Source organism: Streptomyces sp. NRRL S-340 (assembly GCF_000720185.1).
Lineage (GTDB): Bacteria > Actinomycetota > Actinomycetes > Streptomycetales > Streptomycetaceae > Streptomyces.
In genome coordinates this window covers 153,577-166,349 of the sequence record NZ_JOIY01000005.1, presented here as the reverse complement: position 1 = coordinate 166,349, position 12,773 = coordinate 153,577, and the positions used below count along the sequence as shown (strand labels likewise).

The following is a 12,773-nucleotide window of genomic DNA, read 5'->3' as shown; positions in this document are numbered from 1 at the left end:
GGGCGCGCCGCCCCCTGCGTCGTGCGGTGCCAGACCCCCCGGGCCCGGCATGGCCCGAACCCGAGACCCTAGTTCCGCGGCCGTGTCCACCGGCGCGCGTGGACGCCCCAGACGACGGCCGCGGCCAGGGCGATCGCGGCGACCGCGGTGGACATCCCGGCCTGGACGCCGGCGCGGACCGTGAGGGTACCCGCCACCAGGGCGCCGAGCGGCACGCCCAGGCCCGAGGAGAGCATCCGGCGGGTGGTGTTGACCCGCCCCTGCAGTCCGGGCGGGGTCACCTCCTGGGAGTAGGTCATCGTGTTCACCAGGACCACGAGGTACGCCGATCCCCACGCCGCCAGGGCGGGCAGGGCCACCCGCCAGTCGGAGGTGCGCACCACGACCAGGCCGAGCACCGCCCCCACCGGCAGGACCCCGAGCAGCAGCGGGAAGGCGGTGAAGCGGCGCCGCAGCCGGGGCAGCAGCAGGGACCCGCCGATGCCCCCGGCGCTCCACGCCATGTACAGCAGCCCGATCCGCCCGTCGGAACCGTGGATGCCCAGCACCCGGTCGGCGAAGACGGCGAGCTGGCCGACGATCGCCCCGCCGGAGAACGACTGGAGGGTGCCGACGAGAGTCATGACGCGCAACGTGGGGTGCCCGAGCAGGAAGCGGAGGCCTTCGCCTACGGACTCCCGGAACCCGGCACGCCGTGCCGCCGGTGCGCCGGGGCGTCCCTCGGTGCGGGAGACGGCCCTGACGAGCAGCGCGGACACGGCGAAGGACAGGCCGTCCAGGGCCAGGGTGCCGGCGGGCCGGAGGAGCAGGATCAGGCCGCCCGCCAGCGCGTTGCCTGCGATACGGACGACGGTCTCGGTGCCGTACAGGGCGCTGTTGGCCGCCGCCAGATGGTCCTTTCCGACGACGTCGGGGACGAATCCGTAGACGCCCGCGTCGAAGAAGAGCCCGAGTGCGGCGGAGGTGAACGCGACGGCCAGGAGGTGACCGGCCGTCAGCACGCCGAGGGCGGCGGCGAACGGGACCGAGGCGAGGCAGGCCGCGTTGAGCCAGTCGGCGGCGATCATCAGCCGCCGTCGGTCGGTCCGGTCGGCGACGGCACCCGCGATCAGCCCGAAGACCACGTAGGGCAGGGTTCCGGCCGCCGCGACCAGCGAGACCAGCAGCGGCGAGCGGGTCTCCTGGAAGGTCAGCACGGGCAGGGCCACCGCCGTCACGGCGGAACCGAGCCCGGAGACCGCGCGGGACATCCAGAACCAGCGGAATCCGGGGAGGCGGCGCAGCGGCACCTTCCGCGGCGGCCCGCCGTCCGCTCCCGTACCACCGGACGCGGTGGGGGCTCCGTCCTGCGTGGGTTCTGCCGGTGGTCGCTGGGGAGAGGTGGAGGTCATACGGGCTCCCGGAGGGTGGGCCGCGGCCGGGCCGCGGCGAACTGGTGGTCGGCCGGCAGCGCTCGGCGGGCGGTGCCGGGTGGAGAAACAGCGAAACCCCACCGGGCGGTCGCCGGTGGGGTGTGCTGTGCGGGTGGCCTGCCGCGCCCGCCCGTCGGTCGGGGGCCGGTCGCTGTCGCGTACACCAAAAGCACGAGGAACGCGCCCGAAGGGGCGGTGGTTCGTCGGATACGAGGGCGGTGAGGTCCGCGACGGCTCGGTGAGGCCGGGTCCGGGGACCGTCGAGTGCGGCCCCGGGAATCGGATGGACCATATCAGGGCGTGCCGGCTGCGGGTCAAGGCCCGCCGGAGCAACGGGGGTCGGGGAGACCGGTGCCTGTGCCGACGAGCGGGCCGGTCAGGGGCGCCTGTAGTACTTGCAGGCGAGGTCCTCGATGCCCTTGTGGTCGAGGCAGACCTTGACCCGGGTGGCCCCGCCGGGGGCGTCGGCCACGACGGAGAAGGTGAACTTCGCCGACGCGTTGCACACGGAGGGGCGGTAGCCGTCGGCCCCGAGGGGCTTCGTGCCGCTGTACGTCGTCAGCCAGGTCGTCCGGCAGGACGTCGGGCTCACGGACTTGTGTTCACCGGAGATGCTCACCGACCGGTTGTGCCAGGTCAGGGTGCCCCGGGTGTAGGTGCTGCCGTAGGGGACGTCGAAGTGGCTGGTGGGGTCCGCGGCGGCCTGGGCCCCGGCGGTCGCGGCCTGGCCGGGAAACGTGGCGGCGAGCAGGAGGGTGCCGAGACCTGCCGCGAGCTGCGTGCGCATCGTGTGCTCCACAGGGGTGTCGGGGGCCGCGACGCGGGTCGGTCCCGGCACGGCCTCGTGGGGGGATGACGCGTCGAGTATGGCGGAAGGCCGGGGAGTTCCGTGGTGATATGCCGGAATACGTCGGCACCGTACGCGGAGCACGGCATACGGACGGCACGGGCTCGGCGAAGGCGCGGACCAGCGAGACTCCCGACACGCGGACGGACGGCGCAGGCTCGGCACACGCGCGGACGGCCGAGACTCCCGGCACCCGGACGGACGGCGCACGCTCGGCACACGCGCGGACCGCCGAGACTCCCGGCACCCGGACCGACGGCACGACTCAGCACACGCGCGGACCGCCGAGACTCCCGGCACGCGGACGGACGGCAGGGCTCGGCATGCGCCGGGACGCCCCGGGCTGCCGGCACACCGCCGGACGGCCGAGGCGGTGGCGTGCCGCCGGTCGGGGCGGACGGCGAGCGGCGGCCGCCGCGCGGCATTCGCCCGGGGCCGCCGCCGGGGCCCCTTCCCCAGCGGCCGTCCCGCCTCGGCCGCCGGCCCGGACCACCGCGTACGGAAGGCCGCGCGGCAGTGCCTCGGCCGGCACACGCCCCCGATCGGGCGTCCGTCCCGCTCAGGTGGTGGCGCGCAGCCGGGGGTCCCTGCGGCGCTGCGGGAGGCGCTGCCGGGGCAGGGCGGGCGGGGCCGTCCTCGCGGTGTGGCCGGGCGGGCCGGCGAGACAGTGGGCCGCGTACAGACGTACGGCGTCGTGCAGGCGGTAGCGGGTCCCATCCGGGCCGTCGGCGGCGCTGACGTGGGTGACCTGGCGGTGGAGCAGTTCGTCGAGGAGGTCGGCGGCGTGTTCCCTCGACGGTGTGACGCGGGCCGTCACCTCGTCGGTGCCGAAGTCGCCGCGCAGCGCCGCCAGTCGCTCCAGCGCGGCGGTGACCTGCGGGGGCAGTCCTTGGTGGTAGGCGGCGACGCTGTCCTGCAAGGACAGGTCCCCCACGCGCAGGAAGCGCAGGCGCTGTTCCTCGTCGGCCAGGCGGTGGGCGAGGTCACGCAGCGAGCGGTGGGGGCGGGTGGTGAGCCAGAGCCCGGCGATGTGCAGGGCCAGCGGCAGCCGTGCGCAGGACTCCACGACGTCCATCGCCGCGGAGCGTTCCGCCCGGGTGCGCGCGGCGCCGGCCAGGTCCTCCAGCACACGGTGGGCGTCGGGCCGGTCGAGTGCGCCGATCCGTAGCTCCAACCGGTCGGGCAGGGCGGGCAGTTCGCGCCGGGCGGCGACGAGGACCGCGCTGCGCACGTCGTCGACGAGCAGCGGGCGTATGTGCGCCTCGGTCGCGGCGTTGTCGAGGACGACGAGGACGCGCCGCCTGCTGAGGACGTCGCGCAGTCGTGCGCCGGCTTCGTCCGGGCCGTCCGTGTCGGGCGTACCGCCCAGGGAGCGCAGGACGCGGCGGACGAGCCGGTCGGGGGTGAGCGGGGCGGCGCCCGCCGGGTGCAGGTCGACGAAGACCTGGCCGTCGGGGAACCGGGCGCGCACGGTGTGGGCGGCGCGAAGGATCAGTGCGGTCTTCCCGGCGCCCGGCGGCCCCACCACGACGGCGAGCCGCCCGCGGTCGGGGTGTTCCTGTGCGACGAGGTGGGCGTGCAGCCGGTCCAGGAGAGGTTCTCTGCCGGCCAGGTGGGGGCGGGGGGCGGCGGGGAGTTCCGCGGAGAGGGCCAAGGACCGTGGCCCGGGGCGGTGTTCGGGCCGGGGGGTGCGCAGCAGGCGTCCGACGTCCGCGGGCGGCAGGCCGAGCGCCTGGGCGAGCAGGCGCAGGGACTGCTTGCGGGGCCGGGCGGTGTGTCCGGTCTCCAGGTTGCGGATGGCCCGTACGCTCAGTCCGGACCGGCGGGCCAGGTCCTCCTGGGTGAGGCAGGCCGCCTCCCGGGCGTGGACCAGAGTCGCGGCGAGCGCCTCCAGTGTGGTGGTGTCGGTCACGTCATGCCCATCTCGTCGTGCTTGTCATGACATCCCTGGATCGGTGTGGTGGGGCTGCGGGGGCGGGGAGTCGGGGGACGTGGGTCCGGCGCAGTGGGCGGTTCAGCGCCGGGGAGGTGTCAGGGGCACCGTGAAGGTGTGCCGGGAGCCGGGGTGGACGGAGCGTGTCCATTCCACCGGGAGGCCGTCGGCGTCGCGGGTGTGGCGGGTGAGCAGCAGCATCGGAAGGCCGACGTCGGTGGCGAGGAGGGCGGCCTCGCGCGGGGTGGCGACGGCGGCCTCGATGGTCTCCTCGGCCTCTGCCAGGCGCACGCCGTGGTCCTCGGTGAGTGCGGTGTACAGGGAGCCGTGGACCGCCAACGACTGCGGCAGGGACGGGAACCGGCCGGCGGGCAGGTGGGTGGTCTCCAGGGAGGTGGGTTCGCCGTCGGCCAGGCGCAGCCGTTCGACGCGCAGTACGCGTTCGCCGGGGCCGAGGCCGAGCAGCCGGGAGAGCCGTGCGTCCGGCCCGGTCTCGCCGATGTCCAGGATCCGGGTGGCGGGCCGCAGGCCCTGGGCACTCATCTCCTCGGTGTAGGAGGTGAGCCGGAGAGTACGTCTCAGTTTCGGCCGGGCCACGAACGTGCCTTTCCCGTGCACCCGGTCGAGCCGGCCCTCCCTCGCGAGTTCCTGGAGGGCGAGCCGGACGGTGGTACGCGAGGCGTCGAACCGGAGGGCGAGTAATCGCTCGGCGGGCATACGGGAGCCGGGCACCAGCGCCTCCGTCATTTCCAGAACGTGCTGCTTGATGCGGTAGTACGTGGGGACCCGCACGCGGCGGCCCGGCTGGGGCCGCTCGTGTCGGGCGCTGCTGACAACGTTGGTCACGGCCCGCCTTCCCGGCCGTCTCACCGGCCTCCCGTTATAGCCCTCAACTCGCCATTGGTCCAGTCCAGATGAGAGAGGCGTGCGCCGGCGACGGGGCCGGGGCCGCGCCGGCCCGCACCGCCGCGCGGCGGGCCGGCCGGGTCCGCCGGGCCACCTTGACGCCGGGCAAAAGTCTAGGCCAAGCTCCCCGGTGAAGGTCTACACCAATCGGTGCCGGATCCCCGGTCGCAGCGCGAGGGTGGGCTGCGCGGGCCGGACCCGAGGGGCGTACGCCGGCGCATCACCTGAAGGAGGGGGCCGTGCCGCACGTCCAGGACGAGGCGGTGCGGGCACCGTCCCGGTGACCACCGGGGACGGTGCCCGGCGACCGGGCGGCCCTGCGCCCGGGGTGCCGTTCCCGGCCCTTCACCTCACCCGCAAGGCAAGGCTGTGAGCGCGGTCCGAGCGACGGCGCCGCGAAAGGATGACGCCCCCGATGACCATGAGTGCCACCGGCAACGAGTCCCTCGCCCGCGACGCCCTCGCGGTGCTGCAGCCGGGGTTCGCCGGCACCACCGCGCCCGACTGGGTGCACCGCCGCATCGGCGAGGGGCTGGCCGCCGTCGCCCTGTTCGGCCGCAACGTCGCCTCACCGGAGCAGGTCGCCGGGCTGACGGCCCGGTTGCGCGCGGAGCGCGACGACCTGCTGGTGGCGATCGACGAGGAGAGCGGGGACGTGACCCGCCTCGACGTGCGGACGGGCTCCGCCTTCCCCGGCGCCCACGCGCTCGGCGCGATCGACGACCCCGGCCTCACCCGGCGCGTCGCCCGCGAGCTGGGCCGCCGCCTCGCCGGGTGCGGCGTCAACCTGAACTGGGCACCGTCCGCCGACGTCAACGCCGACCCGGGCAACCCGGTGATCGGCGTACGGGCCTTCGGCGCGGACACCGACCTCGTGGCCCGGCACACGGCCGCCTACGTCCAGGGCATGCAGGCCGCCGGTGTCGCCGCCTGCACCAAGCACTTCCCCGGCCACGGTGACACCAACGTCGACTCGCACCACGCCGTCCCGCGCATCGACGTCGACGAGGAAACGCTCCGCAAGCGCGAGCTGGTCCCGTTCCGGGCGGCCATCGAGGCCGGCACGCGGGCCGTGATGAGCGCGCACATCCTGGTGCCCGCCCTGGACCCGCGGCGTCCGGGCACCCTCTCGCGCCGCATCCTCACCGAGCTGCTGCGCGGTGAACTGGGCTACGACGGCCTGATCGTGACCGACGGCATCGAGATGCAGGCGATCTCGCGGACCTACGGCCTGGAGCACGGGGTCGTGCTGGCCATCGAGGCGGGCGCCGACGCGATCTGCGTCGGCGGCGGGCTGTGCGACGAGGGCACGGTGCTGAAGATGCGCGACGCCCTGGTGGCCGCCGTCCGCTCCGGTGAACTGCCCGAGGAGCGGCTGGCGGACGCCGCCGCCCGGGTGCGGGAGCTGGCACGGTGGGCGGCGCGGGCGCGCAGCGGCGCCGCCGTCGAGGCGGACCCGGAGGTGGGGCTCGTCGCGGCCCGCCGCGCGCTGGCCGTCACCCGCGCCGGCGCGGCACAGGCCGTCGACCGGCCGGTCTACGTCGCCACGTTCAACCCGGCCCCGAACATCGCCGTCGGCCACGAGACGCCGTGGGGCGTCGGTGCGGAGCTGGAGCAGCTGCTGCCGGGCACCACGACGGGCACCTTCACCGGCCCGGACGCCGGCCAGGCGGCCCTGGCGGCCGCGGGCGGGCGCAGGATCGTCGCGGTGGTGCGCGACGAGCACCGCCACGCGTGGATGCGGTCGGGCCTGGACGCGCTGCTCGCCGCCCGGCCGGACACGGTCGTGGTCGAGATGGGCGTACCCCAGTCCCCCGCCCGCGGCGCCGTGCACATCGCCACGCACGGGGCCGCCCGCGTGTGCGGGGTGGCCGCCGCCGAGCGCATCGTCGCGGGCTGACACGCGCCCGCGCGGCACGGAAGGGCGCGGGCCGGCACAGACGGACACCGGCACGCCAAGGGCCCCACGGGCCCCGGAAGAGGCACCCCACCGGCACCGAGGGCGGCGCGGACACCCGCGCCGCCCTTCGCCGTGCCCGACCGCGCCGCCGGTGCACGCCCCGCACCACCGGTGCACGCCCGGTAACCGGCATTTGAGAGGCACTTGGGGGCAGCTTCGGCGGACCCGCGTTGACACCGCAAGTGGTCTAGTCCAACTTGAGAGTGCCTCGGCTCGATCATCGCGCAGAGCCGGGTTCCGGCCGCTCGGCCACTGAAGAACCACACGCCCTGGAGTGATTCCATGCCGGCATCCACCCCCCATCTGCATCGCGCTCCCTCGGCCCGCCCCTACTTCAGCGCGGACGGCGAGACCTACCTCGCGCAGACACCGCTGCGCGACATCGAGAAGTCCCGTCCGCTGCGCGTGCTGTCCGAGGAGGACTTCGCCTTCTGGCAGACCTACGGTTACGTCGTCGTCCGGGGCGCCGTCGCGCCGGACGCGGCCAGGAGCCTGCTGGAGTTCGCCTGGGAGTTCCAGGGCCTGGACCCGGACCGCCCCGAGACCTGGTACGAGGAGCGCGCGTTCCGCTCGGACCTCGACCGCGACCTGCACGTCTACGGCTTCGTCGAGGCGTACCACCACCAGCTCCTGTGGGACAACCGGCAGACGCAGCGGGTCTACGACGCCTTCGTCGACGTCTGGGACTGCGAGGAGCTGTGGGTCACCCTCGACCGGCTCAACCTCAACCCGCCCAACCGGGGCAACCGTTCGCGTTCCCTGATCGCGCCCACCGACGAGGGCTTCGACATCGAACTGCACTGGGACGTCGACACCACTCTGGCCGTGCTGCCGCAGCGGGTGCAGGGCATCCTCGCACTCAACGACACCGACCCCGCGCTCGGCGGCTTCCAGTGCGCGCCCGAGCTGTTCAAGCGGTTCGAGGAGTGGCGCATCGGCCAGCCGCGCGACCGCGACCCGATCCGTCCGGCGGTCGACCGGACCGAGTTCCCCGTGGTGCGGCCCGACCTGCGCGCCGGCGACCTGCTCATCTTCAACGGGCTGCTGGCCCACGGCGTGGCGCCCAACGTCTCGGAGCGGGGTGTGCGTGCCGCCCAGTACCTGTCCATGATGCCCGCGCTGGAGGAGCACGAGGAACTGCGGCGCTCGCGCGTGGAGTCGTGGCGCACGCTGAGCACACCCGACTGGAACCCGACGCTGCTGGGGGACGCCGTGCGTCCCGAGGCCGACCGGTACGGGCCCGCCGCCCTCAACGGCTTGGGCAGGAAGCTGCTCGGGCTCGACTCCTGGACCGGTCACGGGGGCGCCGCGTGAGCGGGGCCGCCGCACCCGAGCGGATCTGCCTGGCACTGCCCACCGACCGGGCGTGCTCCGCGACCCTGACGGCCGTCGCCGGGGAGGCCGCCTACGCGGCCCGCCGCTTCGGCGTCGAGGTCCACCTGCTCGTCCTCGACTCCAGCGACGAGCCGACCCGCGCCGAGCACGCCCGTGTCATGGCCGCGCTGCCCGTCGTTCCGGGCGTCCTCACCCACCATCTCGACGAGGAGGAGCAGCGGGCCTTCCTGGAGCGGGTGATCCGGCGGGCCGGGTCCGCCGAGCCCGAGCGGCTGCTGTCCCTCCTGCTCCCGCCCGCCGTCTCCTACGGGGCCTGCACCGACCGCGCCTTCCTGATCGCCGCCGCCCTGGGCTGCCGGTCGGTGCACCGCCGGGACTCCGACAGCGCCTACCAGACACTCGACGGTGTTCCCGTCCACCCCGTCCACCACGAGGTGGCCGCGCTCGGCCGCCCCGCCGCACAGGTGGCGCACGAGGTGTCCGAGACCGTCCTGGACACGGCCCACGCCGGGCGTCCGGTGGCGATGGCCGGTGCCTCCTTCATCGGCGAACTGTCCGTGGACATCGGCGAGGTGGCCGAGCTGGACGAGGCCGTGTATCACGAGGTCGTGAGCCTGTGGGCGCCCGCCCACTGGTCCGAGGAGAGCAAGCGGGAACTGGTCGAGGAGTCCTTCCGGGGCGCCGGCACCACCCCCTTCACCGCGGACCGTTCGACGCTGACCCTGGTCGACCCCATGCGGGTGGACATGTGCAACATCAGCTTCAGCCGCGAGGTGTACGAGCGGGTGCCGCTGCCCCCGGCCACCGACACCATCGGCAGCGACTACTTCCTGATCCACCTGGTGCACGACGCCACGCTGCCCGGTGTCCTGCACAACCGGCACATCGAGAACTTCTACACGCCGCACCGGCGCACCGACGCCGGTTTCCGGCAGTACCAGACCCGGTTCGTGAAGTTCCTGCTGTCGATGCTCTACTTCCACTTCGTCTACGACCGGATGGCGGCGGCGGGCCCGGCCCTGCTCGACGCCGACCAGCACGTACGGGCGGACGTCGTCGCCGGTTTCCTGCGCGAGAGCACCCGCCTGGACCGGGCCGAGAACCGGTGGCGCCTGGACCGGATCGACACCGCCTACCGCAAACTCGGCGGCAGGTACGAGGCGTTCGCCCGGTCACTGGTGGCGCACCGCGAGCGGCTGCTCGACGAGGCCGAGCACGACATCGAGGAGTTCGCCCTGCTGACCGACTCCTGGGCGGCGCTGGTGCGCGCGGCCCGGAGCGAGGGGACCGGGAGCACGAGCGGGTGAGCACGGACGTACCGGCGCGGCTGTCCCGCGCCCTGGCCGCCGCCGACTCGGACCGCCTGGTCTACGACCTCGCCGGCATCAGGGACCAGTACCGGCGCCTGCTGGAGGAACTGCCCGGCGTCCGCGTCCGGTTCGCCATGAAGGCGTGCCCGGTCGACGAGGTGCTGCGGTGCCTGGCGGCCGAGGGCGCCGGTTTCGACGCGGCGAGCCCCGCCGAGATCACGCAGGCCCTGGCCGCGGGCGCGCCCGCCGAGCGGGTCCACTACGGCAACACCGTCAAGTCCGACGCGGGCATCGCCGAGGCCCACCGCCTGGGTGTGCGCACCTTCGCCACCGACAGCACGCAGGACGTGGCGGCCGTGGCCGCGCACGCGCCCGGCGCCCGCGTCTTCTGCCGCCTCGCCACCAGCGGGGAGGGCGCGTTGTGGGGACTGAGCCGGAAGTTCGGCTGCTCGGGCGAGGACGCCGTCCGGGTGCTGGAGACGGCACGCGCGGCCGGTCTGGTGCCCGCGGGCCTGTCCGTGCACGTCGGCTCGCAGCAGATGACGGCCGAGGCCTGGCGGGACGCCTGCGACCTGCTCGCCGACGTCATCGTGGCGCTCGCCCGGCGGGGCATCGCCCCGGACCACGTCAACCTGGGCGGCGGCCTGCCGGCGCTCGGCTACCTGGACCGGCACGGCCGCCCGCTCGAACCCCCGCTGGACAAGGTGTTCGCCGTCGTCCGGGACGGCATGGACCGGCTGCGGCAGGTCAGCTCCCGGCCCCTCGCGTTCGTCATGGAGCCCGGCCGCCACCTGGTGGCCGACCACGGCGCCGTCCGCGCCCACGTGTACCGGCTCACCACACGCAGGCAGCCCGGCGGGCCACCTCGCGCGCTGGCTGTACCTCAGCTGCGGCAAGTTCAACGGGCTCTACGAGATGGACCAGCTCTGCCACCGGCTGGTCTTCCCGGGGCACACCGGCGCCGCCCGGGTGCCGGCCGTCGTCGCGGGCCCGACCTGCGACAGCGACGACGCCTACGGCGCCGACGGCCATCGCACTCCGGTGCCCGAAGACCTGGCGTCGGGCGATCCGGTGTGGATCCTGTCGGCCGGCGCCTACGCCGCCAGCTACACGACCCAGGGCTTCAACGGGTTCCGTCCGCTGCCCCACACCTGGACGGGCGAGGGGCCGGACGCACCGGAGGAGTCCGCCGGACGGGGCGTGCCGGCGTGAGAAGGCCGCCGCGCATACGCGCCGTCACCGACGCCGACTGGCCCGGCATCGCCGCCCTGGAGGCCGCCGCGTACGCCGGGAGCGGCCTCACCGAAGGGCAGGCCGCGCTGGAGTCCCGGGGACGCGTCTCCCCTGGGACGTGTTTCGTCCTCGATGCGGGCGACCGGATCGCGGGCTACGTCCTCGCCCTGCCCTACCCGGAGTCCGCCTTCCCGGACCTGAGCGCACCGGAACGGGCGGCTCACCGCACCCGCAACCTGCACCTGCACGACCTGGTCGTCGGCGAGCGCGCCCGCGGCCGGGGACTGGGCGGACGGCTCGTGCGCCACCTCACGGCCGTCGCGGCGGACCAGGGCTACGAGCGGATGTCGCTGGTCGCCGTCGCGGGCCTGGAGGGGTTCTGGCGCAGGCACGGCTACCGTCCCCGCCGCGACGTCGAGGTCCCGCCCGGCTACGGCACAGGAGCCCTGTACATGTCCACCGGGGTGCCCGCGGGCAGACCCTCGAACAGGAAGGTGCCCGGCGATGACGGTGCTCCGCGTCCGTGACGAGTCGAACCGCGCCAAATGGGCCGTCGCCGCGCTGTTCTGCTTCCTCGGCTTCCAGTACGCCACCTGGACCTCGCGGCTTCCCTCCCTCAAGAGCCGGCTCGACCTGTCCGAGCAGGAACTGGGGCTGCTGCTGATGGCCTGCGGGGTGGGGGCCGCGGTCTCCTTCCCGCTCGTCTCCCACCTGATGCGCAGGCTGGGCTCGCGGCGGCTGTCGCTGCTCTCGGGCCTGTGCCTCGCGGTGCTCCTCGCCGCCCTGTCGAAGGCACCCGACTACCCGGTCGCCCTGCTGATCATCTGCTGCGACGGGGTGGCCGTCGGCGCGCTGAACGTGGCCATGAACGCCCAGGGCGCCGCGCTGGAGAAGCGGTTCCGGCGCACCGTGATGTCCCAGTTGCACGCGACCTTCAGCGCGGGCCTGCTCGGCGCCGCGCTCCTGGCCTCCGGGGTGAACCTGGTGACCACCGCGGTCACGGCGCACTTCGCCGTGGCCGTCGTCCTCCTGCTGCTGCTCCTCGCCTTCGCGCGGCGGGGGTTGCTCGACGAGCCCGAGCCGGCCCCGGCGGGCGAACCGGACGCACCGCGAGGGGACAAGCGGGCCGGGCGCCGCCGCGGCGCGCTGACGTTGCCCGCGCGCGCCACCCTGTGGATGGGCTGCGCCATGGTGTTCGGCACCATCACCGAGGGCGCCATGAACGACTGGTCCGCGCTGTACATGAAGGAGGTCGCCGAGGCGTCGGCGAGTGTCGCGCCGATGGGCATCGCCGTCGTCTCGGTGATGATGCTGCTGGCCCGTGTCTTCGCCGACCGCTGGCGCAGCCGCTGGGGCGACGGGCGGGTGGTCCGGGTCGGCAGCGCCGTGGCGGGCGCCGGGCTGGCGCTGGCCCTGGCGGCCGGCGGGGTCGTGCCGACGCTGCTCGGGTTCGCCTGCGTGGGCCTGGGCGCCGCCGCCGTCACACCGTGCGTCTACGTGGCCGCGGCCGCCCGCGGCTCCGACGCGCTGGCGCTGGTGGCCGCCATGGGGACCACCGGGCTCCTGATCGGTCCCGCGCTGATCGGCTTCATCGCGGGCTGGTGCGGGCTGGTGCCGGGCATGGCGGCGGTGGCGGTCTCGGCCCTGATCGTCTCCCTCGCCGCCGGCCGCATCCGGTGGAGCACCCTCGCGCGGCCGGCGCAGGAGCCGCCGGCCGCCACGGAGGACGCGAAGCACCCGGCGGCCGCGGAGTGACCCCCGCTCGCCCCCGGGTGCGCGCGTCCACACCGGTGGGCCCCGGTCACCCTCCGCCGACCGGGTCTCACCGGTGGACCCC

General features: G+C 74.8%; 9 protein-coding genes and 1 pseudogene. 6 read left to right on the top strand and 4 right to left on the bottom strand.

Annotation, left to right across the window (positions count from 1 at the left end):
* Nucleotides 1–68: 68 nt before the first annotated feature.
* The 4 genes from IG64_RS05405 to IG64_RS05390 all read right to left on the bottom strand — a co-directional run bounded on the left by IG64_RS05405 (nt 69) and on the right by IG64_RS05390 (nt 5,038).
* On the bottom strand, nt 69–1,391 hold the full coding sequence (locus IG64_RS05405) for an MFS transporter (protein ID WP_234438397.1): 1,323 nt from the start codon (nt 1,389–1,391) through the stop codon (nt 69–71).
* Between the two features lie 397 nt (nt 1,392–1,788).
* Complete coding sequence (locus IG64_RS05400; protein WP_063758758.1) at nt 1,789–2,199, bottom strand: hypothetical protein; 411 nt, start codon at nt 2,197–2,199, stop codon at nt 1,789–1,791.
* Nucleotides 2,200–2,818: 619 nt separating this feature from the next.
* Nucleotides 2,819–4,171 carry an AAA family ATPase gene (locus tag IG64_RS05395; protein WP_078883808.1) on the bottom strand — a complete coding sequence of 451 codons (1,353 nt, stop codon included), beginning with the start codon at nt 4,169–4,171 and terminating at the stop codon, nt 2,819–2,821.
* A 102-nt stretch (nt 4,172–4,273) separates the two neighbouring features.
* Complete coding sequence (locus IG64_RS05390; RefSeq protein WP_037852478.1) at nt 4,274–5,038, bottom strand: GntR family transcriptional regulator; 765 nt, start codon at nt 5,036–5,038, stop codon at nt 4,274–4,276.
* A 475-nt stretch (nt 5,039–5,513) separates the two neighbouring features.
* On the opposite strand from IG64_RS05390, the gene IG64_RS05385 reads away from it, so the two are divergent.
* From IG64_RS05385 to IG64_RS05360, 6 genes and pseudogenes are all read left to right on the top strand, one after another.
* Complete coding sequence (locus IG64_RS05385; RefSeq protein ID WP_107474159.1) at nt 5,514–6,998, top strand: glycoside hydrolase family 3 protein; 1,485 nt, start codon at nt 5,514–5,516, stop codon at nt 6,996–6,998.
* A gap of 342 nt (nt 6,999–7,340) precedes the next feature.
* On the top strand, nt 7,341–8,372 hold the full coding sequence (locus IG64_RS05380; RefSeq protein ID WP_037852476.1) for a phytanoyl-CoA dioxygenase family protein: 1,032 nt from the start codon (nt 7,341–7,343) through the stop codon (nt 8,370–8,372).
* A complete protein-coding gene (locus tag IG64_RS05375; protein ID WP_037852474.1) occupies nt 8,369–9,700 on the top strand; it encodes a DUF6271 family protein in 1,332 nt (443 codons plus the stop codon). The genes IG64_RS05380 and IG64_RS05375 overlap by 4 nt, the downstream gene beginning before the upstream one ends.
* A pseudogene (locus IG64_RS05370) lies at nt 9,697–10,915 on the top strand (type III PLP-dependent enzyme). The gene IG64_RS05375 and the pseudogene IG64_RS05370 overlap by 4 nt, the downstream one beginning before the upstream one ends.
* Nucleotides 10,912–11,463 (top strand): GNAT family N-acetyltransferase, encoded by a 552-nt coding sequence (locus IG64_RS05365; RefSeq protein WP_037852471.1) that lies wholly within the window; start codon nt 10,912–10,914, stop codon nt 11,461–11,463. The pseudogene IG64_RS05370 and the gene IG64_RS05365 overlap by 4 nt, the downstream one beginning before the upstream one ends.
* Nucleotides 11,441–12,691, top strand: a complete 1,251-nt coding sequence (locus IG64_RS05360) for an MFS transporter (RefSeq protein WP_037852469.1) — start codon at nt 11,441–11,443, stop codon at nt 12,689–12,691. Before IG64_RS05365 ends, IG64_RS05360 begins: the two co-directional genes overlap by 23 nt.
* Nucleotides 12,692–12,773 lie beyond the last annotated feature (82 nt).

Excerpts from the sequence above, each read along its gene's own strand:
- IG64_RS05405 (WP_234438397.1), bottom strand. The coding sequence starts at position 1,391 with ATGACCTCCACCTCTCCCCAGCGACCACCGGCAGAACCCACGCAGGAC.
- IG64_RS05400 (WP_063758758.1), bottom strand. The coding sequence starts at position 2,199 with ATGCGCACGCAGCTCGCGGCAGGTCTCGGCACCCTCCTGCTCGCCGCC.
- IG64_RS05385 (WP_107474159.1), top strand. The coding sequence starts at position 5,514 with ATGACCATGAGTGCCACCGGCAACGAGTCCCTCGCCCGCGACGCCCTC.
- IG64_RS05380 (WP_037852476.1), top strand. The coding sequence starts at position 7,341 with ATGCCGGCATCCACCCCCCATCTGCATCGCGCTCCCTCGGCCCGCCCC.
- IG64_RS05360 (WP_037852469.1), top strand. The coding sequence starts at position 11,441 with ATGACGGTGCTCCGCGTCCGTGACGAGTCGAACCGCGCCAAATGGGCC.